This window comes from Rossellomorea aquimaris (assembly GCF_000935355.1).
Classification (GTDB): domain Bacteria; phylum Bacillota; class Bacilli; order Bacillales; family Bacillaceae_B; genus Rossellomorea; species Rossellomorea aquimaris_B.
The window spans coordinates 1-22989 of record NZ_JXZC01000001.1 but is presented as its reverse complement, the minus strand read 5'-3'; the positions used below and the strand labels follow the sequence as shown (position 1 = coordinate 22989).

Sequence of the window (22989 nt, the reverse complement as noted above, 5' to 3'; positions counted from 1 at the left end):
GTTTACCCTTCTTCCGCATATAGTTTCGTCATAGGTTGAGGCTCAGCATAAGGCAATAGCTCTACAATCAGCTTTTTAAAGTATGGTGTTACCGGTTCTATCTTCTCTAGCTGAGTTTGAATGTTTTTCTTCGTTGACCCGATTAACTTATCCAGCTTTGAAAGCAAATGTCTGGACTCTTCCTTCGTTAGCTTTAAAGACGGTGTCTCGCTGCCTGAATCAATTGTTAATGCCGACAGCGCTTTTAAGAAGCTCGTATCCTGTGCATGCTCTATACAAATTCTCTCTTGAACAAGCTTCTTGTATAGAAGGGCTTCTTCAACAAGCATGCTCCATTTATCATCTTCAAAAAAACGAAAGAAGTTCGAAACGATCGCTGATTCTCTTGTCTTTAAGCTTGCCATTAGCTCATCAAGATTTTGATGTTCCTCTTTGTAGATGGAAATTTTGCTTTCGTTAATCTCTTTAATCGCTTTTGCTAATGTTGCGATAAGGTCTACATCATCTGTGTCAGCAAGGATTTTGTAATAGAGGCTGCTAAAGTATACTCCTGCAAGAACCGTAAGCTGTCTCTCCTTCAATGGATCAAGCTCAGAGATTGTAACCTTTTCATGGGTATCAAGGGCTATCTGCAATAACATGGCAGTCGAAATCCATTGTACAACTTCTTTATTCAAGGTCCGTCCCTCATTGACAAAAGGAAGGAGCAGGAAATAAATTCGGTCTCGATCAATGTATGGTTGATCGATGTATTCCTTTAAATAAGAGTGATGTAACTGCTCTTCTATGTATTGATGAATGATATTCGCTTGATGGTTACAATCAATGAATTTCATACCCTTTAATCCCCATTTCTACTATGTATCGGTCTAAAAATTTCAGCATTAAATATTATATCATATAATCTTCAACAATAGGGAATCGGACTTGTCCCTATATAAACCTGAGTATAACAAAGGGGACGACTACGAAGCTCACATCTTCTTAGTCAGTCCCACCTGTATCTCCCTTGGAACGTAAATTCTCGGAGTATTATTTCTTGTTATCACTTTCAACTTCACCGTAGCTTGTAACGATGGTTGCTTTCCCTCTAACTTTAATCGCAGAGGTATGATCCGTAAACTGAGCGATCATGACTTCACCTTTATCAAGCTTTTCTGAATGATGGAACCGGGTATCCGTTCCCCTCGTCAATCCAATCACATTCACACCATCTTCAATCGCTTTAATCACGATATAATCATTTGAATTCGTCATTGGCTCACTCCTAATTCTTTATAAAAGAAAGAACTTCGCTGCGTGCTTGAGCGTTTTCTTTAAACGAGCCTCTTACAGCGGTTGTCACTGTACTTGAACCAGGTTTCTTCACGCCTCTCATTGTCATGCACATATGCTCTGCTTCAACCACTACCATGGCTCCATGAGGCTCCAGGGTTTCCATGATGGTATCTGCCACCGTGGAAGTGATTCTCTCTTGAAGCTGAGGACGTTTCGCTACAGATTCAACTGCTCTTGCCAATTTACTTAAGCCCGCCACTCGACCGTCTCTTGGAATATACGCCACATGAGCTTTCCCGTAGAACGGAACCAGGTGATGTTCGCACATTGAGTAAAATGGAATTTCCTTCACCAGCACAAGCTCTTCATGCTCTTCACTGAATATTGTTTCAAAGTATTCTTTCGGGTCGTGATCGATTCCGGAAAATACTTCTGCATACATCTTCGCCACGCGTTTAGGCGTATCTAATAAACCTTCTCTATTAGGATTCTCTCCAATAGCTTCTAAAATTAATCGAACTGCATCTTCTATTTGGCCATGATTGACTTGTGCCATTATGTTGTCCTCCTAAAATAACTTAAAGAAATAGTAACATTGTTAATATTAGCACAAGCCCATAATGTCATCAAAGACTAGTGCTTTAGAAGTTTTATAATATTATAAAACAGTCTATAATGGAATATTATTTCGTACATATTTTTAATTAGGAGAAACCATACTATAAATGAAAAAAGGCCGCATAAATATGCGGCCTTACTGATACGCTCAAAGTATGTAATTATTTTACAGCTTCTTTAAGCGCTTTACCTGGTTTGAAAGCAGGTACTTTGCTTGCTGAGATTTCGATCTCTTCACCTGTTTGTGGGTTGCGACCTTTACGGGCTGCACGCTCACGTACTTCGAAGTTACCGAATCCGATTAATTGTACTTTATCACCGTTTGCAAGTGAGTTTTGAATTGTATCGAAAACAGCGTCAACCGCTTTTGTAGCGTCCTTCTTAGATAGCTCAGCAGCTTCTGCAACAGCATTGATTAGTTCTGTCTTGTTCATGCCATTCACCTCCTCCCAAGGAAATGTCTCAGTCATGATTCATTTACTTTAATATCATTAGTAAACAAGTTTAGCGAATTCTATACATAAAGTGTAGAAAAAACGCTTGAAAACGTTGCTGAATCAATATTCAACAACAATTCTGTTAAAAGATTATCACAATAGATTGACCTTAGCAAGAATAAATCAAGAAATAATGGGAATCTTTTCTTATATGAAACACAAATGTAATAGAATCCCTGTAGAGCCCTTTGTTCTTGCCGTCTATTCAACCTATCACTTCTTTCGAATGACTGCAACTATTACCCTCATCCTTCAGGTACTCTATCTTACTTCCCAACCTGATTATCCTCTAAACATCCATGAGGTTTTTTATTTGTGGAAGAACCGATATAACTATTGGTTTTTAATTTGGATTCACACACTAAAAACCCCTTAAGATCAAGGTTTCCTTCGATTTAGAAGGCTAATCTCCATGTCATTTCCGACCCGTTAGCTCAGGGGGGATTTATAAATATTCACTTCGAAAACCAGTCTCTCAAATAAGGTAAAAAAATTGGAATCATGCTTGGGAATAAAAGAAATAAGAAAACCAATTTCTTTTGTTTCGTTCCTTTTATTTCACCCAAAACCTTTTCAGACACTCATTTTCCCGCACAAAAAAAGACCTTCCAAGGAAGGCCAAAAGATTTATAGAATGATGGCGATTAATCCACCCGATCCTTCATTTATGATTCTTTCGAGCGTGTCTTTCAGTTTATATCTTGCATTTTCCGGCATTAAAGATAGTTTCGCTTGTATTCCTTCTCTCACGATGGAGCTTAAGCTTCTTCCAAAGATATCAGAATTCCAGATGGAAAGTGGGTCATCTTCAAAGTCTTGCATCAAGTAGCGCACCAGTTCTTCGCTCTGCTTTTCTGTTCCGATAATCGGTTCGAACTTAGACTGTACATCCACCTTAATCATGTGTATGGATGGTGCCACTGCTTTTAAGCTGACTCCGAACCTTGAGCCCTGCCTGATGATTTCCGGCTCATCCAGGCTCATATCATTTAACGACGGGGCAGCAATGCCATATCCAGTCTGCTTCACCATTCTTAATGCGTCAGAAATCTGGTCGTATTCCGCTTTCGCATGGGCGAAATCCTGCATTAATTCAAGGAGGTGATCCTTTCCACGGATTTCCACACCGACAATCTCCTTCAGTACTTCATCGTACAGCTCATCCGGAGCATACAGGTCGATTTCCGCAATCCCTTGACCCATATCGATTCCAGCAAGTCCTGCACGTTCAATATGATCAAATTCACTGAAGTAATGAACAACACGATCTACGTCCCGTAGGCGTTTAATATCCTTAACGGTTTCTTTCACGGCTTCCTGATAGTTCTGTCTGAGCCAATGCTCTTCTTTCAGAACCATGACCCAGCTTGGAAGGTTCACATTCACTTCCAGTACCGGGAATTCAAATAGTGCTTCTCTAAGCACATTGAGGACATCTGAGTCTCTCATACTTTCCACACTCATGGAGAGTACCGGGATATCGTACTTATCTTGAAGCTTCACTCTTAGGTCTTCTGTCTCAGGAGCATGAGGCCTTGCCGAGTTGATTACCATGATGAATGGTTTACCTACTTCTTTCAATTCCTCAATAACTCTTTCTTCCGCTTCGATATAATCCCCTCTACCGATTTCCCCGATGGAACCATCCGTTGTTACAACAACCCCGATCGTGGAATGTTCCTGAATGACTTTACGCGTGCCGATTTCGGCCGCTTCATGGAACGGTATAGGCTCTTCATACCACGGTGTATTTATCATTCTGGGTCCATTTTCATCCTCATATCCTTTTGCACCCGGAACCGTATATCCCACACAATCTACCAATCTCACATTCACTTCCAACCCCTCATCCACGTGAACGGAAATGGCTTGATTAGGAACAAACTTTGGTTCTGTAGTCATGATGGTCTTACCTGCAGCGCTTTGAGGTAGTTCATCCTGCGCTCTTGCACGTTCTGATTCACTGGCGATGTTAGGAAGGACTACAAGTTCCATGAATTTCTTAATGAATGTTGATTTTCCTGTTCTAACTGCTCCTACCACACCTAAATAGATATCTCCGCCTGTTCTTTCGGCAATGTCCTTAAATAGATCGACTCTTTCCAAGAGATTCCCTCCCATCTTATATTCCAGGGATGTTTCATCCGTGTATTCTGTCTCACATTCTATATTTATGATGTTGTCCTAATGACTTATGACTATTAATATGCTTTTTTTCCCTCCTTATGATTAAAAGTATAAAAATTTATTATGTCTGAGCATTTATGATCATTTGTTTTGGTGAAATTCCCCTAAAAGGATGACATAAAAAATAATAACCCTTCTCTTACAATATATTTTGCAAGAAAAGGGTTATGCCTATTTTGTCATAAAGACAGGTTCGTTATTTTCATCCACCGTATAGGGTAAAGAATACGCCGGAACAAAAAAGGTGTCCTCGACAAGTAAATTCCGGATATCTACACCAGGTTCAAGTTCTTTATCATGGGTTTCGATCTTTTCAAATAAGTCCATTGAGTAATCTACAAAAATATCACCATCACCATTAATGACAAGGGGAAGATTTTTGTTTGAATAAGGGCTATTCACATACACTTCACCATCATAACCCAGTTCTTTATAATTTAATGTGTACACATTACCCGCTACTTCCTCTTTAAATGGCGGGTAACCTTGAGCTTCAATTCTGATTTTCAATTCTCTTATTTGTTCCGCCAGCCTAAGGTCAAAAATCTTGACTTGAGGATCTTCCTCCACGTCAGTCAAAACATATTGAAAAATCCCACCGTTTTCAAAAGCATTCCCTGGAATCTCCGCCAAGTACTGAGGGGAAAGCTTTCTGAAATCAATCGGATACTTCTGATAAAGGGGCGTATCCTGGTCTCTTGTTTTAATCGGAAGTAACCCATCATTGTCCTTCTGATAGGTTTCGACCGCATCTTGTACAGCTTTCACCTGTGTTTCATAAGGAATCTGATTCTGACTAAGCTCTTCTTCAGGGTACAAACATCCAGAAAGAATACTCATAGTTAAAACAAGAAGAAATGCAGTTAAACCTAAGCGCTTCAATCTAAAAACGTCCTTTCAATTGGGCAGCCACCTAATTGGTTGGTCCACTAAATACTATATAGATCATCATGAGTCCACCAGCAATCATCAGTATGTAGGCCATGAATGCTGTTATAAAACGCAAGAATTTTTGTTTAATTTTATACCGGCTAAAATAAATCGTTAATATGGCAAAAAACATGAATCCCATAGATGCAAACGAAATCCACATCTTCATCATTGAATCCAACATACATCCCTCCTGTTATCCAATGTATTATATCATAAGATTTTTACAAAGGAATAGAAAAGAATGGTTGTTCATCAATCTGTTACAAACGATAGATAGACTTTTCCTGCATCTCATCTTCCTTTAGGAGAACTTTTCAAAAAAAAGAGCCTCTCATGCATTTCATCATCGATTGATGTTAAAATACATGAGCTGCTCTAAACAAAGGGAGACCTACCCATCCATAGGCAAAGCTGTATATATTCATCACAGTGTATGCAACAGGTTCATGGTTCGCATCCTCGAATGCCTATTATTCCAAGATTAATTCATCGTTTTTGAAAGAAATGTCCACTTCTTTGAAATCATTAGTCTTGAAGTATGATAAGGGCGCCCTATGGAAGAAAATCAGCTTAATTTAACCGCTCACCGAGAATATTCACAAGGTCTTCCATTTCGTTTGTTTTACCACGACCCATTAAATGGTCAACCGCTTCTTTCGCTTCTACCTTATTAAAGAGCACATCATACAGAGCATTGGTAATCGGCATATTCACTTCGTACTTTTCTGCCAGCTGGTGAGCCGCTTTGGTTGTCCGTACACCTTCTACGACCATCCCCATATTGTCCAGGACCTCATCAAGGTTATGACCCTTACCAAGCATGTTTCCCGCCCTCCAGTTTCTTGAGTGTACACTAGTACACGTAACAATCAAATCACCAATACCTGTTAAACCAGAAAACGTTAATGGGTTAGCTCCCATCTTAGTTCCCAAACGGGCTATTTCTGCGAGTCCTCTCGTAATAAGAGCAGCTTTTGCATTATCTCCATATCCTAAGCCGTCTGTAATTCCGGCTGCAAGGGCAATGATATTCTTTAGGGCCCCACCAATTTCAACCCCGAGCATATCCGGATTGGTATACACACGAAAATTCATGTTCATAAATAAGTCCTGAATCTCTTCAGCCGCCTTCATATCCTTAGAGGAAACGGTCACAGTCGTTGGGTGTCTGAGACTCACTTCTTCTGCGTGACTAGGTCCAGACAGTACCACCACTGTATGTAATTTAGCGGGATCCATTTCATCTTCAATCATTTCTGAGATTCTTAGAAGGGAATCAGGTTCAATTCCCTTACTAACATGGACAACGGTTAGTGGTGCACTCTGAACCTCTTGTATCTGCCCCAATACTCCACGAATCGCCTTCGTTGGAACAGCCAGGATGATGGTATCAACGCTATCTAAGGACTCTTTAAGATCGTAATAACCTTTGATGGATTCTGGCAGGTTAACCTCTTTCAAGTACTTTTGGTTGGTATGATGAGTATTAATTTCATCGATCTGTTCTTTTTTGTGTCCCCATAACCTTACTTCCAAGTCATTATCAGCCAGGACCATAGCAAGAGCCGTACCCCAGCTTCCTGCGCCAACAACAGTTATTGTCTTTGAACTTTTCATTTTTACACCCACCTTATTATTTTCTTGCGCGAGCAATAATACGAATAGGAGTTCCTTCAAATCCAAATGCATCACGGATTCTATTTTCCAAGAATCGTTCGTATGAGAAGTGCATTAATTCAGGATCATTAACAAATACCACAAAAGTCGGCGGTTTGACAGCTACTTGCGTGGCATAGTAGATCCGGAGTCTTTTACCATTGTCTGTTGGCGTCGGGTTCATTGCCACTGCATCCATGACCACTTCATTCAACACGCTGGATTGCACTCGCAGGGCGTGATTTTCACTCGCCATATTAATGATCGGAAGCAATGTATGGATGCGTCTCTTCGTTTTGGCAGACAGGAAAACAATCGGAGCATAATCAAGGAATTGAAAATGTTCGCGTATGTTCTTTTCCCATTTGTTCATGGTTTTCTCGTCTTTATCTACGGCGTCCCATTTGTTCACTACGATCACGACTGCACGGCCTGCATCATGAGCATACCCGGCAATTTTCTTATCTTGCTCGATAATCCCTTCTTCTCCATCAATGACAGATAAGACGACATCGGAACGTTCGATTGCTCTGAGCGCTCTTAACACACTGTACTTTTCAGTGGTTTCATATACTTTACCTTTTTTCCTCATGCCTGCGGTATCAATGATTACATAATCCTGTCCATCATAGGTATAGGAGGAATCAATCGCATCTCTTGTAGTCCCTGCAACGTTACTCACAATCACACGCTCTTCACCTAGCAAAGCATTGACTAAGGAAGATTTCCCAACGTTCGGACGTCCAATCAATGAAAATTTGATCACATCTTCCGCATAATCCTCTTCTTCTTCATGTTTGAAGTTTTTCACAACTTCATCAAGAAGATCTCCCAAGCCAAGTCCATGTGAACCTGAGATAGGATACGGCTCGCCAAATCCTAAAGAGTAAAAATCATAGATCATTTCTCTCATTTCAGGATTATCAATCTTATTAATGCCCAGTACGACCGGTTTCTTCGAACGATAAAGGATTTTTGCTACGATTTCATCCGCTGCTGTTACTCCTTCACGTCCATTCGTCAAGAATACGATCACATCCGCTTCATCAATAGCGATTTCAGCCTGCTGTCTGATTTGATCCAGGAATGGTTCATTCCCGAGTTCAATTCCGCCTGTATCTATAATGTTAAATTCATGCGTCAGCCACTCAGCAGAACTATATATACGGTCTCTTGTTACACCAGGTACATCTTCAACAATGGATATTCGTTCTCCAACAATTCTATTAAAGATCGTGGACTTCCCAACGTTTGGACGCCCTACGATTGCTACTACTGGTTTTGTCACGTTATTCACCCTTTCTGTAAGAAGGTTGTCCTATTCTTACATTTCCTCTTTTTAGCCATTTCAATCATAATCTATGCATAAGAAGGACTGGCCCTTAAGGTTTCGTTTCCTTATGGGACAGTCCCCCCCCTAACTTAACTATTCTATCAATAAAAGAATAAACTGGCAATCAATGTTTTACAATGATAAATAGCCCTTCATCCAGTTCATGAGCAATGCCATCCAGTATCGCCTCTAAATTCGCACAGATTTTCTGCAATTCTTCATCTGTTTTACAATAAAAGACGCTTGTTCCACTTGGAACCTTTTCAGGGGATGTCGTAACCGTAGCGAGAATAAACTTCTGGATAGATGTACTCACTCTAATCTCCCCCTTCTTTATTTGCCTTTGATTCAGACGGCATTCTGATCGCATTTTCCAAAGTCGGTACCTGCCCCAGAATGGCAATCGCTTTTTCAACATCTTTCCTCTGGGGAAGGAGGAATACACCTATTCGTCCATCATCCAAATCCCTTTTAGCAAGGGGGGTTAATGCAGGAGTTCCTGAATCTTTAAAAATCCCCAACGAAGTAGACATATCATGAAGAATCGCTTGCCTCTGACCAAGATTTGCTATCGTCGATCTGGCATCAAATGATTTTGGGGAAAGAACAAACCCCATTCCATACCTTAAAATTTCTTCTTGCCTTACCTTTAATCCGATATTCATGATATAAATATTATCAACGTAAAGTCCTGCTCCATCGAAATGAGGCTTAACATATTCGATGTTTACAATGTCTTTCAACCTGCCTCCAGCCATCAATTTATGAGAAGCGATCATACAAATCGCACTGATCAAAAGTGCAACATAGAAGTTAAACACAATAAAGGCTATAGTAGCTAAGAGAGAAGTGAAAATAACCAAGTAATTACGACTTTCAAAGGCTATGGCGATTCCCTCGATGTATGTAGCCCCTCTCGGAACAAGTTCATAAGCATCTAATTCTGTTAATGTATTTCTCTCCATATTTCGTACGTCCCGAAATTGGGAAGCAGCAACGGTCAAAAAGGTAATGGCCGTAAAGTTCTCCTCAAGCAAAGCAGGAATCGCAATAGTACCTAAGCCAGCAGCAATAAATCCAAGAGCGATATGTATAATCTTCCCATGCAAATAAGTGGGATATTGGCGATAGTCTGTACGCAGCATATAAATTCTGGTTAATGTCCCCACTACTACTCCGAAGATGACCGGATACACATACTCATTCATAGATTTTTCATTTCCCCTTTGTTTGTTTGTACTTTGACGTTAAATAGCTGATTTATTTCATCAAACACCTTGATGGTCAGAAGGATTCCAGTAGAAATAGCCAAGACATCCAGATAAACAGGACCACCGATAGGATACATAAACCCTACCTTCTTTAATGGAATGCTCAGAAAGACCTCTCCTACTATACTGCTCCCGGCAATTGCGATCATCCGGTGCATGTATGAAGATGAGCTATAGAAAAGAACACCCAGGAAAGCAAGCGATAGAGCAATGATAAGGTTTCGATCAATGAACATAAGGACAGGATCATAAATAGCGACTAATCCTATGCCTGCATATAGCATCCCCATCGTCAGAATGGCTACAAGCATATATAACTTCTCTCTCAAACTGAAAATTCTTAAGTAATGTATACAAATAAGACTTATAATAAAAACCGGTGCTGCAACCTCCACAGAACCTACTTTCACACCATAAGGAAACAGGCATAATAGCACTAAACACATGAATGAATAACGGAAACGATATGGGTGTGTCTTTTTCATCATAAACGTCGTATAAATCCAAATTCCCCAAAGCAACCATAAATACAGGATCCCATCCACAATCGCTCACTCCCTCCTATTATCTACATTATGGAAAATCTTTATGTATCTCATTCATGTATGAATCAACTTTTCAAAGAAAAAATAAGAAAGGGAGGTGTTTACGATGGGTAAAGATCGTCAAGAAAAGAAACTAAAACAAAGCAAACGAGTAGAATCAGACCGGGACCAGGGCCTGCACTACAACGGAGCAACCAGCCTGCAGGGACCGGAAGAAGCCAAAAGAGAACAGAGGTAACCCGAAAAGCGGAGGCGGCTTGGTCAGAGGCGACAAGCATACTGGGCTTGGAAATTTCATGGGCAAACAATAATCCAGCCGAAATTCTATTTAATTCGGCCGTTTTAAATGAAAATCCAGCGGAAATGGTCTGGAATCCGGCCGCTTTGAACAAAAATCCAGCCGGATCATGGCATAATCCAGCCGTTTTACAAAAATATCCAAAACGCAACGCAACTCATTCAACAAAAAAGAACGAATTCTCAAAGGAGAATTCGTTCTTTTCACTTATTAAACGTCCTATTACTATATTCTCCAGGATTCAATCCTCTTACTTCCAACCAATGATACACATCACCGGACAAAATAAGCGGTGCTCTGTGGAGTTCATCTATCCGTCTGCACCCAAGGGCACACATTAAAAACCGAATATCCGTATGAATCTGATTCACTTCATCAATGGTATCCTTTAGGCCGGATTCCAGAAGCTGTTTGAGAATGACTCCGGCCATCCCTACAGCGGATGCCCCTAAACCTAAAGACTTGACGATGTCTAAACTATTTTGGACACCCCCGGAAGCAAGAATCGGCTTCAAGGATGTTGCATGGCTCTCAGCGATCGCTATGGCAGTAGGAATCCCCCAATCATCGAAAAAATCCAACATTCGTTTTCGTCGTTGATTTTCGATTTTCGAGAAGTTTGTTCCTCCAAAGCCTCCAACATCTATGGCTGAAATATTTGAGCGGGACAAGGATTCCGCAGCCTCTTTACTGATACCAAAACCCGTCTCTTTCACAATGACAGGTACTGAAATACCACCAGCAATTTCCTGTATTCTCTCCAAGGCGCCTCTGAAGTCACGGTCACCTTCAGGCATGGTTAATTCCTGTATGACATTTAAGTGGATCTGAAGGGCATCGGCTTTAATCATCTCCACGGCATCTTTTGCCTGTTGAACAGTTGCTTCGCTCCCTAAATTCCCAAAAACGATTCCGTTTGGATTATTATGGCGAACGATTTCATATGTCTTTCGTTCAGAAGGGTCTTTAAGGGCAGACATTTGAGAACCGACAGCTATCGCCAGACCGGTTTCCCGTGCAAGGATTGATAATTCTTCATTGATTTTAGAGGTTGATTCTCCACCGCCCCCTGTCATAGCATTTATGAAAATTGGCGAACTCCAATTAAGTTCGCCAATTTGTGTTTGTAGATGAACTTCATCTACTGCTATATTCGGTAAGGCCTGGTGGACAAAAGCAACTTCATCAAAACCTGTTCTGCGCTGTTGACCAGTTGATAAAGCGTAGTTAATGTGGTCTTGTTTTCTTTGAGCTCTCGTCACTATTCATCACCATTACTTAAGGTCTTTTAATTTGTCACCAATCATTTCACCCAATTGGAAACCGGTATTCTCTTCGGGCATTTCGTAATCCGTTACTTCTTCCTCTTTTTCTTCAAGGGACTTGATGCTTAACGATAAGCGCTGCTCGTTCTCGTTAACATCGAGTACCTTCACTTTCACTTCTTGATTTTCCTGAAGGACTTCATGTGGGGTACCGATGTGTTTGTGTGATATTTGAGAGATATGAACAAGCCCTTCGACACCAGGTAACACTTCTACAAATGCTCCATAAGATACTAAGCGTTTAACCACTCCGTCCAGGACACTGCCTTTAGGGGCTCTCTCAGAAATATCACTCCAAGGTCCAGGCAGTGTTTCTTTAATGGATAGTGAAATACGTTCGTTGTCACGATCGACGCTTAATACTTTCACCTGTACTTTTTGTCCCTCGGTTACTACGTCTGAAGGCTTTTCAACGTGTTCATGGGAGAGCTGAGAAATATGGACCAATCCGTCTACTCCACCGATGTCTACGAACGCTCCGAAATCTGTAATACGCTGAACTGTACCCTCAAGGACAGCACCAGATTCAATATCCGTAAGAAGCTGTTTCTTCTGCTGCTGCTTTTCTGCTTCTACAACAGCACGGTGTGAGAGGATTAGACGATTTTTCTCCTGGTCCAATTCCACAATCTTGAACGTTAGAGTTTTATCCTTATAGTCCGAGAAATCCTCAACATAATAATCTTCCACTAATGATGCAGGAACGAAACCCCTGACCCCAAGATCAACTACAAGTCCGCCCTTTACAACATCCTTCACTTCCGCTTCAAAGACGTCGCCATTCTCAAAGCGAACTTTCATTTCTTCCCATGCTTTTTCAGCATCTACTTTACGTTTAGAAAGAACCAGAAGTTCTTCTTCAACTTTCGTCACGATTAACTCAAGTACATCCCCTTCACTGACTACATCAGAAGCTTTTTCGATATGAAGGCTTGAGAGTTCACTAATTGGAATGATGCCATCCACTTTGCTATCTTGAACGTCAACTAAGACTTGTTTCTCTTCAACCTTAGTGACTGTTCCTTTAACTTTTTCACCAATTTCAAGATTTTTCACTTCAATTCCATTCATGTCTTCCATTATGTACTCCTCCTTAATCCATGACTGCAAAGATTTTGATAATTGTGAGACTTCACAATTTAAAATATTCTTTCTACTAACTTCTAATAAATACTACTATTTGTCAAGCGAGAAAGCTCATGTTATTAATGCTCGTGTATGAGTTTTTCAATATTCTGCATGATAATCTCAGTCGTTTTCTCTGCATTTAATCTCTCTTCGCGAATGCCTTCCATAGGAATGGGGGGCCCGAAAACGACTTTTAATTTCTTGAAGGGTTTATATGGTCCTATGATGGCACATGGTACAACGTAAGCATCGGAACGAAGAGCAAAGAATCCGGCTCCAGCCAATCCCTTACCTATTTTCCCTGTCTTACTTCTAGTACCCTCTGGAAACAGTCCTAAAACATCACCTTGTTTAAGAACCTGTAAACCTTTCCGGAGTGCTTCCCTGTCACTCATTCCCCTTTTCACCGGGAATGCCCGTAAATCAGGTAATAGCTTACCCAATACCGGGACACTGAAAAGCTCCTCTTTAGCCATGAACGAAACAGGTCTGGGAGCTGATATTCCTACCACCGGCGGATCTAAGTTATCAATATGATTGGCACATAACAGGACTCCCCCGTCTTTAGGGAAATGCTCTAACCCCTGTACTTCGATACGATATAGAGGGGTAAGAATCGATTTAACGAGACCTTTAGCAAAGGAATACAAGTTCACATTAACCTTTCCTTTCTACTAACATCATAATTTGATCCACTACTTCTGAAATGGACAATGAAGTTGTGTCTATTTCAATTGCGTCATCCGCTTTCTTAAGAGGGGCCACTTCTCTTTCTGAATCGATTTTGTCACGGCGAGCGATATCTTCTTTCAATTGCTTCAAATCAGAAGGAAATCCTTTCGATACATTTTCTTCATGTCTTCTTTGAGCTCTTTCTTCTACACTCGCTAATAGGAATACTTTAATTTCAGCGTCGGGAATTACGTGAGTCCCGATATCTCTTCCATCCATTACAACAGCACCCTGTTCAGCTAACTGTTGCTGTCTATTCACCATCTCTTCTCTGACTTGAGAGTGAACCGCCACATGAGATACAGAATTGGTTACGGCTGCTTGACGAATTTCATCTGTCACATTTTCTCCGTCTACATATACAATTTGACCATCTTCAGTCGGTTCAAGCGTGATTTGTGTTTGAGCTAATATTTCCTTCAACTCATTTTCATCATGCAAGTCTATATTCTGTTTCAAAGCTTTATATGTTAATGAGCGGTACATCGCCCCAGTATCAATATAAAGATAAGATAATTTCCCTGCTACAATTTTCGCCACAGTACTTTTCCCTGCAGCTGCAGGACCATCGATCGCAATTCTTAATTTCTTCAACTAATCCACCTACTTAATTTCCTAATAATTTTCTAACCTATTTTAACATAAATCTCACACCACGTTGAAAGAATCTTTATTCAAAAAAAAGAGCAGGCAATCAATTACCTGCTTTACCGGATAAGGTTTCGACTATTTCGCTGTACTCCATTTTTTCGACGCCTTCATAAAAAACGATCTTATTGAGCTCAGGAAGGATATTTAATTCATGGATGACAAATTGTACCGCTATTAATAAAATGAAATGAATAATGACTAACTTGATTAATATTCGCTCAACGGATTTAATTGTAATCACCCTTTTCCTATTGTAATTATAGAAAAAGTATGTGTATATTGTGGAATTTTATTCAAGTAACCCTTTTTTTCTTAAATTTAACTGTCTTTCAAAACAATATCTTAAAATAAGCTGACGTTGATTTTCTGTTAAATGTACAAATTCAATACTTGCAACTTTTTTGTGACCTTTTTCCCAGACGCGGATTACTTTCCCTTCTATTTCTACATACTGGTTTTCACCCGTTTGCATAGGTAAAACGATGGTAGTTGATATGTTAGAACCACTTTTCAGGTCCATTTCCTCTCTCACCAATACCGCGCATCCTCCTGCACTTATATCCTCTGTAATCGTAGGAAAATAATTCTCCTTTATTTTTATTGAAATATCTGTGTTCGCTTCTACTCGCACAAACTGTCTTCTTTGGACCTTTTCTAAACCTTCCTCACCTGGATAATGAATGTGGATCATGGGTATTTTCGATAGTTTGCGACCCTTCACTTCTGTTTCAAACATAAGTACCGTCTGTTCATGAACGATGAAACTTGCTTTAAGTTGTGTACCATCTATTAAGAAGACGGCTTTCTCTGTTTTCGTATGAATAGGGTAATCGATAAAGAGCCCTTCTTCCCCTATCTCAACGACCCGGCACCTATACCGTTCAAAGCTATCATTATGTATGGGTTCCAACTGCAACGTTGCACCTACTTTTATCATAGTAAAATACTCCTACTTCCCGTTTTGTGTACCTATATTATGGCATGACATTCCTCACCTTTCCATACCTTTTTTAATCTCTATTCTGAATTTTTCCACATCTAAAGAATAGGGACGGACCTCAATATCTGAGGTCCGTCCCTTTAAAAGTCTAGACGACTTCTTCATAAATCGGTTCTGCTTTTCTGAGCTTCTCTACTTTTTCTTCTTCTCCTGTGTTTGCATTGATAAATATTCTAAAGGTATCTTTACCCAGCATACCTAAGAATTCGTAGCAGAGCACTTCTTCATTAAGATCATTCACAATTACCGCTTTGCGCTCTTCCATTACTTTTAGATTAGGGTTTGTCGTTTCTTTAGCTTCTGCTTGTGTAATGGACGGTTGTCCGATTTCTCTGTCATGATTATTCTTCAAGTATTCTTCTGCAGCAAAACCGACGATTTGTCCATTATCCAATGCTACTTTAATTTTAACAGAGTCCGGATATATCCTTACACCGTCCAATACTGTCACATAGGTGAAAATACCAATGTTGTCATACTGTGCACTTTCAAATAGTTCTAATTTTTGAAAGTCGTTATCCTTCAGGAAGGCAGTCGCTTTCTCTGCCGCTTTATTTAAGCTGATTTTTGCTTCCTGGACTTCCCGATTGTTGATATACCAGATTGGATATCCACCTTTTTGAGTAATATCCATACTTGCATGGGTTTTACCTTTTTCAACCGTAACACTATAAAATTTATAGTCCGAGCCTTTTCCGCTCTTTGTTACTTTTGCATCAACCTTTTCACTTATCCCGGAATATTTTCTTAAGATTGAAACAGCCTCGTTCTTTGAAATCTCTTTCCCTTTAATCTTCTGAAAATTTTGGTCTTTCTTCTCAGTATTCACAAATGTTGTAGAACCAAAGTTTGCTTCATCATATCCGGAAACATTTTTCTCAACGGTTTTAAAACCATCGATAATGGTGTTATCAGCCTGTTCATTTCCTGACGCCAAAGCAAGCTCTACATCCATCCATCTCAGATTGTTCTCCATAACCAGATGTTGAACCTTTCTTAACTGATTCTGAATATCTGCACTTTGCTCATATAAATTTTCAAGCGATTTATACTCTTTATCCGTTAATGGATTCTTGTCTAAATCCCTCACTGCTACTCGGTAGCTGAAATCTCCAATATTACTCAGGAACTCTTCTGTTTTATTAAAAGGCAGAAGTGTTAACGGAAGCTGCCCTACATCGCTGTGTGCCTGTGAAGTTAACCTCCACACATCGGCGAGAGCCGGAGATAATGATTTCCTTGAATTCATCGCAAGAGTCGAACCGATTTTATCGTGAAGCAGATCCACTTGATAAGTTAACTCATGAAACGCTCTTTGATAGTTGTTTTCAGCATTGATTAATATCGCATTTTTTTCCTGATGCTCTTGATAACCCCAGAAAGCGGTTCCTGCAACACCAAGGACGAGCACCGTAATAAGAATGACACGTAGCAATTTAATTCACCTCTTTAACTACAGAATATGTGCTTTCCAATTTTCTTGATTTGTGGTCGTGACCATATCCACTTGCTTGTTGCTGTCACAGGGTTAAAGTAATAGAGAGCACTTGAAGAAGGGTCCCAGCCGTTTATGGCATCTAAAACCGCTTCTTTCGCTTGTTCATTTGGAGTCAACCATATTTGTCCATCTGCTACGGCTGTAAAGGCACCAGGCTCAAAGATAACCCCCGCAGCTGTGTTCGGGAATGCTGAGCTGTCGATTCGATTGAGAATCACTGCAGCTACTGCAACTTGTCCCTCATACGGTTCACCACGAGCTTCTCCATATACGGCATTTGCCATCAATTGAATGTCGTTTTGTGAAAATCCATTAGGCGTATTCACTGCAGTTGGCTTGGATGGGGTTGGTGTCGGTTTTGGAGCCGGCTTCTTTTGAGGAGCTGCTTTCCCACCGGATTTCCCGCCTTCAGGACCTTTTTGTTTATTTAAATCTGTTCCGCCATAGTGGCTGAAATTGTTGCCTTTTTCAATTTGTTTTTTTACAAATTGCTTGTTATACTTTGATGCTTTCACCAGTTTTTGTTTCGTTTTCGGTCCTGCCAAACCATCAATGGGAAGTCCGAACTCATATTGAAAGTTTCTTAGAGCCCAATATGTGCCCCACCCAAATACTCCATCAATATCACCGTTATAGTATCCGATATATTGAAGTCTGGATTGCAGCTCGATTACATCCTCACCTGTTGCGCCATGTTGGATTACTTGATTAGAAAAAGCGTCTGCCTTCTCTCCTTCAGATGAAATCATAAAAAGAGAACACATAAGCACCATGACGACTGAAGTAGAAATCAATTTGAAGCGACTATTCATAATGCTTTAACCTCCATATCTTCAATTAACATTAACTCTAGTTTTTGTAGAGGCTCCCATTTTATACAAGTGAATAATAAAAATTAGCAAGTCTAAATGCGGATGCATTTCGATCTTGGGCTGCAAGCACTTTGATAAGACTCTGTAATGTGCCAGCAAAAGCCATGTAAACAATCGGAGTTATAATGGAAAAAGGATTACTTCAAACAAATCGAAGGGGGAGGTCATGATGGAAGATTATTTAGCAAAATCATTAGATGAGTGGAAAGAAGATATTTCAGAGGTGTTGGATCAGATTAATACTGACTACGAAGAGATAAAGAAGGAACTGAAGGTGTATTCATATAAATACGGCATTACAAAGCAAGTCATTCAATCAACAGTGAATGAGGAAATCATTGATAATATCAGGGAAATGTATCATAAGCCTTTTGAAGAAAAGTACAATGAACTAAAGGAATACATACGTGAATTGGATGAAAAAAGAAAAGTGTTTCAAATGTTTGTGAATAAAATTGAGGAAGTGAAACGGAAAGAAGCACCAAAAACCGACCTGGCAGCTGCTTACAAATAAATAGTATACAGGACCGCCTCCAGCAAAAGGGCGGTTCTTTTTTGCCGGGAATAAGGGTATCTGAAAATGCAAAAGAGACGCTTCAAATAGAAAGCGTCTCTTAAATAATTTCTTTCTCGACTTCAGTACCCGTATATTTCTTTTCTGTTAATCGATGAGCACTTTTCACTTTCTTCAAACCCAGCCACCATAAGAAAAACATAAATGGGACCATATAATAGACCCAGTTTTTCTCGGATAAAAAGATGTAATTATATGTTCCGTGTAACAGGATGGGCACAAAAATCGCAATAAAAAGCCACTTATGTCTTTCTTCACTCGAGGAGAACTTTGCTTTCCCTAAGTAATATCCCATAATGACACCGAACAACGCATGACTCGAAACCGGCAGGATCGCCCTTCCAAACGCATGCTCTACACCGTTTGCAACCAAATACAAAATATTCTCAACAGTAGCAAATCCAAGTGACACACTTGCACCATAGATAATTCCATCATAAGGCTCGTTAAAATCAACATGTTGGAAGATTGCAAACATCAATATAAACCATTTAAAGAATTCTTCAAAGAGACCGGAAGAAATAAATGCCGTCGACCAGGTTGAAGCAATTATCCCTTCAACTTCTAAAACATATTGTAAAAACATAATAGGAAAAGTAATAAGGGCCCCATACATAAAGGTTTTGAACACTAGCGTAACAGGTTCCGCCTCATATTCATCCCGTAAATAAAAGTAACTTAGCAATGCTAATCCTGGTGCTATACCCGCTGATAAAATCACCAGCATAAAAAAGTCCTCTTTTCTTTCGGTTTTCTTAATCGTATCATGATAATGTAGTAATGGAAATAGGAATTTATTTGGTTGGAGGAATGAATGATGAAGAAAGATATTTTGGTCATACATACAGGCGGTACGATCTCCATGATGGAGGACGAACATACTGGTGCGGTAATTCCGGGGAAGGAAAACCCTCTTTCAGTACAAACGTCCATCGTATCGAATTTAGCAAATTTAACAGTCGTTGAAGCATTTCACTTACCTTCCCCCCATATAACACCGGCGCATATGCAACAATTAAAAGAGATAATCGAATCAAAATATAGGGAAAAATCATTTGACGGAGTCGTCATTACCCACGGAACAGATACGCTCGAAGAAACTTCCTACTTCCTGGATTTGACCCTTTCTCTTCCAGTATCCCTTGTCGTGACAGGAGCAATGAGATCAAGTAATGAGATTGGAGCGGACGGGTTATATAACCTTATTTCATCCATTAGGGTAGCAGCTGATGACAAGTCAAAAAACAAAGGTGTCCTGGTCGTTCTGAATGACGAAATCCATTCGGCTAAAAACGTGACTAAAACTCATACAAGCAATGTATCTACCTTTCAAAGCCCACAGTATGGCCCGATCGGCATTGTGACGAAAAGGGGCGTTCTCTTTCATCACCAGCCTACTTCAAGTGAACACTATCATGTTTGTGACATTTCAAAGAGAGTGACGCTGATCAAGGCTTATGCAGGAATGGACTCTGGCTTATTGATAGCCATAAAAGATTTACAATTTGATGGGGTGGTGATTGAAGCAATGGGGCAAGGAAATCTCCCACCTGATACGGTCAATGGAATCAATGGGCTGTTAGCTGCAAATATTCCCGTTGTCCTGGTTTCGAGATGTTTTAATGGGATTGTTCAGGATATATACGGCTATTCAGGCGGGGGGAAACAACTGAAAGAAAAAGGGGTTATCTTCTCAAATGGTCTTAATGGGCAAAAGGCGAGAATAAAATTAATGGTTGCTCTTTCCCAAACCGATGACCTCAAAGAATTAGAAACGATTTTCAAGAATTAACATTGTCTCTCCGTTCGGTCAGAAAGTAACCATTATATAAGAAAGAGGCTCACATTTAGAGCCTCTTTCTTTTCATCATATATCTTTTTGGATAAGGGATTTAGAGATTAATCCTCCATGCAAACGGCCATTTTCAATAAAGATTTCATTCGCATTGTTACCTGCAGCGATGACACCTGCAATATAGACACCTTCTACATTCGTTTCCATCGTTTCAGGATGATAGGCAGGTCTTCCTGTTTCCTTATCAATATCAATTCCCATTTTAGTCAGGAAAGTATGATCCGGGTGATAACCAGTCATGGCAAACACAAAATCATTTTTGATTTCTTTTTTCTCCCCCTTTACATTGTAAATGACAGAGTCCTCCGTAATCTCATCTACACACGAGTTGAATTCCATCGTTACTTCACCATTCCTGACAAGGGCATCAAAGTTCGGGAGAATCCAAGGCTTCACACTCTTTGAGTACTCACTTCCCCTGTAAAGTACGGTTACTCTTGCTCCCGCTTTATTCAATTCAAGTGCTGCATCGACCGCTGAGTTTTTCCCTCCGATCACTGCCACATCAGTGTCAAAAAAGGGATGCGCTTCTTTAAAATAATGAAACACCTTCTGTAATTTTTCTCCTGGAATCTCTAAATAATTAGGATGATCATAGTAGCCGGTCGCAATGACAATCGACTTACTTTCATACCTACCCTTAGAAGTGTAAACGGAGAAACGGTCATTTTGCTTTTCAACTTTATGAACAGTCTCGAATCGGTTGATTCTTAATTGTTTCCGTTTCGCCACTTCACGATAATACACGAGTGCTTGATTTCTTCTTGGTTTATGTTCTTCGATAACGAAAGGAACGTCACCGATTTCAAGCTTCTCACTTGATGAGAAAAAGGTTTGATGAGTGGGATAGTGGTAAATGGCATTCACGATATTCCCTTTTTCAATGATTAAAGGATTGATTCCTTTTTCTTTTAAACTAATAGCTGCAGACAACCCACAAGGTCCCCCACCAACAATAATGCATTCTTCCATTTTCAAATTCAGACACTCCTTAAATTCCTCTATCTGAATGGTGATTTACTTTCGTGCACTTCAGATGTAAATATTCTCTACTCAATTATTATGGAATAAGATTGTGTTTAGGTCAAAAGGAAGCACTCGCATCTTTTAGTCCTGTCTTCAATATTATCTCTAATAACAGCTAAATTTATCGTACAATACTATTTAATACCTTTAATAAAAAAGCCAAATAAAAAAGGATGAGATAGCGTCCATCTCACCCTCAGTACTTTAAATTAAATCCAACCTCTGAATCGGCATGCTTCTGCCATTTTTCTAACGCCTACCATATAAGCCGCTAGTCTCATATCGACTCGTCTGGACTGCGAAGTTTCATATACATTATTAAAGGAGCTGACTAGGATCTTTTCCAGCTTCTCTTCCACTTCTTCTTCAGACCAATAGTATCCTTGATTATTTTGTACCCATTCAAAGTAGGAAACCGTCACTCCTCCTGATGATGCTAAGACATCCGGCACTAATAAGATTCCCCGCTCTGTCAAGATTTTCGTGGCTTCCAATGTAGTAGGGCCGTTGGCAGCTTCTACCACAATGCTTGCCCGAATATTGTGAGCATTCTTTTCTGTAATCTGATTCTCAATTGCTGCAGGCACGAGAATGTCACAATCAAGCTCTAATAGTTCTTCATTTGTAATCGTATTATTGAATAGTTTCGTAACCGTTCCAAAGCTATCTCGACGATCCAGCAAATAATCGATATCCAAGCCATCCTCATCATGAAGACCACCGTAAGCATCAGAAATCCCAATCACTTTTGCACCTGCATCATGCATAAACTTTGCCAGGAAACTTCCAGCATTACCAAAGCCTTGCACGACGACTCTTGCCCCTTCAAGCTTAATTCCCTTTTTCTTGGCTGCTTCATGGATACAAATCGTCACGCCCTTTGCGGTTGCCGTTTCGCGACCGTGAGATCCTCCTAACACCAATGGTTTCCCTGTAATGAACCCTGGAGAATTATACTCATCTATTCGGCTGTATTCATCCATCATCCAAGCCATGATTTGAGAATTAGTGAAGACATCAGGAGCTGGAATATCTTTAGACGGCCCGACAATTTGGCTGATCGCACGTACATAACCACGACTCAACCGCTCTAATTCTCTAAATGACATATCCCGGGGATCGCAAATGATTCCCCCTTTACCCCCACCGTACGGAAGGTCAACAATTCCACACTTCAAACTCATCCATATAGAAAGTGCTTTCACTTCTTTTTCTGTAACATTTGGGTGAAAACGAATCCCCCCTTTTGTCGGTCCAACTGCATCATTATGTTGAGCACGGTATCCCGTGAAAACTTTTACTTTCCCGTCATCCATCCGGACTGGTATTTTAACTGTTAACATACGTACAGGTTCTTTTAACAATTCATATACTTCTTCTGAATACCCCAATTTATCAAGTGCAAGATGAATAACCGTTTGTGTAGATTTCAGTACATCGTGTTGTTCAGATGTTTGGTAATTTTCTTTCCCCTTTTCGGCTACCATGTATGTAAACCTCCCAGTATCCTTCACTGTTTAACGGATCCTCGTCCGCTTTCATGACATAGTATACACGTTTGATTTCCTCTTGCAAAGAAGGAAAATTAAAAAAAGAGCATTTTTTGAAAACGCTATCATAAACGAAAAGCGGAGGCGGCTTGCCCAGAGGCGACAAGCATAAGGCGAACATGCCGGAAAGGCGTTTTTGGCCTTTTTGGCATGTTTGACTTA

Annotated in this window: 26 protein-coding genes; 3 read left to right on the top strand and 23 right to left on the bottom strand. The window is 40.1% G+C overall.

Annotated elements, in window-relative coordinates:
* Window positions 1–2: 2 nt before the first annotated feature.
* From TV75_RS00130 to TV75_RS00075, 12 genes are all read right to left on the bottom strand, one after another.
* Window positions 3–836, bottom strand: coding sequence for a heptaprenyl diphosphate synthase component 1 (locus TV75_RS00130; RefSeq protein ID WP_044336319.1), 834 nt, complete (start codon window positions 834–836; stop codon window positions 3–5).
* A gap of 196 nt (window positions 837–1032) precedes the next feature.
* The gene (mtrB, locus tag TV75_RS00125; protein WP_044336317.1) at window positions 1033–1257 is read right to left on the bottom strand and encodes a trp RNA-binding attenuation protein MtrB; all 225 of its coding nucleotides are present in this window, start codon (window positions 1255–1257) and stop codon (window positions 1033–1035) included.
* 10 nt (window positions 1258–1267) lie between these two features.
* A complete protein-coding gene (gene folE, locus TV75_RS00120; protein ID WP_044336316.1) occupies window positions 1268–1834 on the bottom strand; it encodes a GTP cyclohydrolase I FolE in 567 nt (188 codons plus the stop codon).
* A 223-nt stretch (window positions 1835–2057) separates the two neighbouring features.
* Entirely contained in the window at window positions 2058–2330 is a 273-nt protein-coding gene (locus tag TV75_RS00115) for an HU family DNA-binding protein (protein WP_034758336.1), read from the bottom strand.
* Between the two features lie 690 nt (window positions 2331–3020).
* Window positions 3021–4499, bottom strand: coding sequence for a stage IV sporulation protein A (gene spoIVA, locus TV75_RS00110; protein WP_044336311.1), 1479 nt, complete (start codon window positions 4497–4499; stop codon window positions 3021–3023).
* Window positions 4500–4751: 252 nt separating this feature from the next.
* Window positions 4752–5462: a hypothetical protein gene (locus tag TV75_RS00105; RefSeq protein WP_253275447.1), complete on the bottom strand. Its 711-nt coding sequence runs from the start codon at window positions 5460–5462 to the stop codon at window positions 4752–4754.
* Window positions 5463–5493: 31 nt separating this feature from the next.
* On the bottom strand, window positions 5494–5694 hold the full coding sequence (locus TV75_RS00100; RefSeq protein WP_044336309.1) for a DUF2768 domain-containing protein: 201 nt from the start codon (window positions 5692–5694) through the stop codon (window positions 5494–5496).
* A 389-nt stretch (window positions 5695–6083) separates the two neighbouring features.
* The gene (locus TV75_RS00095) at window positions 6084–7130 is read right to left on the bottom strand and encodes an NAD(P)H-dependent glycerol-3-phosphate dehydrogenase (RefSeq protein ID WP_044336307.1); all 1047 of its coding nucleotides are present in this window, start codon (window positions 7128–7130) and stop codon (window positions 6084–6086) included.
* A gap of 16 nt (window positions 7131–7146) precedes the next feature.
* Window positions 7147–8457: a ribosome biogenesis GTPase Der gene (gene der / locus TV75_RS00090; protein ID WP_044336305.1), complete on the bottom strand. Its 1311-nt coding sequence runs from the start codon at window positions 8455–8457 to the stop codon at window positions 7147–7149.
* Window positions 8458–8626: 169 nt separating this feature from the next.
* Complete coding sequence (locus TV75_RS00085; protein ID WP_044336302.1) at window positions 8627–8818, bottom strand: capping complex subunit for YIEGIA; 192 nt, start codon at window positions 8816–8818, stop codon at window positions 8627–8629.
* 1 nt (window position 8819) lies between these two features.
* Window positions 8820–9710 (bottom strand): YIEGIA family protein, encoded by an 891-nt coding sequence (locus tag TV75_RS00080; protein ID WP_044336300.1) that lies wholly within the window; start codon window positions 9708–9710, stop codon window positions 8820–8822.
* The gene (locus TV75_RS00075; RefSeq protein WP_044336297.1) at window positions 9707–10318 is read right to left on the bottom strand and encodes a YphA family membrane protein; all 612 of its coding nucleotides are present in this window, start codon (window positions 10316–10318) and stop codon (window positions 9707–9709) included. Before TV75_RS00075 ends, TV75_RS00080 begins: the two co-directional genes overlap by 4 nt.
* A 106-nt stretch (window positions 10319–10424) precedes the next feature.
* Here TV75_RS00075 and TV75_RS21280 point away from each other — a divergent pair, with 106 nt between their 5' ends.
* Window positions 10425–10556, top strand: a complete 132-nt coding sequence (locus tag TV75_RS21280; RefSeq protein WP_082051080.1) for a YpzI family protein — start codon at window positions 10425–10427, stop codon at window positions 10554–10556.
* A gap of 263 nt (window positions 10557–10819) precedes the next feature.
* On the opposite strand, the gene fni is transcribed toward TV75_RS21280, so the two are convergent.
* From fni to sleB, 8 genes are all read right to left on the bottom strand, one after another.
* Window positions 10820–11878: a type 2 isopentenyl-diphosphate Delta-isomerase gene (fni, locus tag TV75_RS00070; protein ID WP_044336295.1), complete on the bottom strand. Its 1059-nt coding sequence runs from the start codon at window positions 11876–11878 to the stop codon at window positions 10820–10822.
* A 12-nt stretch (window positions 11879–11890) separates the two neighbouring features.
* Window positions 11891–13024, bottom strand: coding sequence for a 30S ribosomal protein S1 (gene rpsA, locus TV75_RS00065; protein ID WP_044337917.1), 1134 nt, complete (start codon window positions 13022–13024; stop codon window positions 11891–11893).
* Between the two features lie 122 nt (window positions 13025–13146).
* Window positions 13147–13725: a lysophospholipid acyltransferase family protein gene (locus TV75_RS00060; RefSeq protein WP_044336292.1), complete on the bottom strand. Its 579-nt coding sequence runs from the start codon at window positions 13723–13725 to the stop codon at window positions 13147–13149.
* 1 nt (window position 13726) lies between these two features.
* Window positions 13727–14395 (bottom strand): (d)CMP kinase, encoded by a 669-nt coding sequence (gene cmk, locus TV75_RS00055; RefSeq protein ID WP_044336290.1) that lies wholly within the window; start codon window positions 14393–14395, stop codon window positions 13727–13729.
* A gap of 100 nt (window positions 14396–14495) precedes the next feature.
* Window positions 14496–14693, bottom strand: a complete 198-nt coding sequence (locus tag TV75_RS00050) for a YpfB family protein (RefSeq protein ID WP_253275446.1) — start codon at window positions 14691–14693, stop codon at window positions 14496–14498.
* A gap of 48 nt (window positions 14694–14741) precedes the next feature.
* Window positions 14742–15389, bottom strand: coding sequence for a flagellar brake protein (locus TV75_RS00045; protein WP_044336288.1), 648 nt, complete (start codon window positions 15387–15389; stop codon window positions 14742–14744).
* Window positions 15390–15540: 151 nt separating this feature from the next.
* Window positions 15541–16887, bottom strand: a complete 1347-nt coding sequence (gene ypeB / locus TV75_RS00040) for a germination protein YpeB (protein WP_044336286.1) — start codon at window positions 16885–16887, stop codon at window positions 15541–15543.
* Between the two features lie 14 nt (window positions 16888–16901).
* Complete coding sequence (gene sleB, locus TV75_RS00035; RefSeq protein WP_253275476.1) at window positions 16902–17723, bottom strand: spore cortex-lytic enzyme; 822 nt, start codon at window positions 17721–17723, stop codon at window positions 16902–16904.
* A gap of 268 nt (window positions 17724–17991) precedes the next feature.
* Between sleB and TV75_RS00030 the strand changes: the two genes are divergently transcribed.
* Window positions 17992–18336 (top strand): hypothetical protein, encoded by a 345-nt coding sequence (locus TV75_RS00030; protein ID WP_044336282.1) that lies wholly within the window; start codon window positions 17992–17994, stop codon window positions 18334–18336.
* A gap of 100 nt (window positions 18337–18436) precedes the next feature.
* Here the strand turns inward: TV75_RS00030 and prsW are convergent, their stop codons facing one another.
* Window positions 18437–19123 carry a glutamic-type intramembrane protease PrsW gene (gene prsW, locus TV75_RS00025; RefSeq protein WP_044336280.1) on the bottom strand — a complete coding sequence of 229 codons (687 nt, stop codon included), beginning with the start codon at window positions 19121–19123 and terminating at the stop codon, window positions 18437–18439.
* A gap of 87 nt (window positions 19124–19210) precedes the next feature.
* Between prsW and TV75_RS00020 the strand changes: the two genes are divergently transcribed.
* On the top strand, window positions 19211–20188 hold the full coding sequence (locus tag TV75_RS00020) for an asparaginase (RefSeq protein ID WP_044336278.1): 978 nt from the start codon (window positions 19211–19213) through the stop codon (window positions 20186–20188).
* A 75-nt stretch (window positions 20189–20263) separates the two neighbouring features.
* Here the strand turns inward: TV75_RS00020 and TV75_RS00015 are convergent, their stop codons facing one another.
* A complete protein-coding gene (locus TV75_RS00015) occupies window positions 20264–21229 on the bottom strand; it encodes a YpdA family putative bacillithiol disulfide reductase (protein WP_044336276.1) in 966 nt (321 codons plus the stop codon).
* 257 nt (window positions 21230–21486) lie between these two features.
* A complete protein-coding gene (locus TV75_RS00010) occupies window positions 21487–22764 on the bottom strand; it encodes a Glu/Leu/Phe/Val family dehydrogenase (protein WP_044336274.1) in 1278 nt (425 codons plus the stop codon).
* Window positions 22765–22989: the final 225 nt, after the last annotated feature.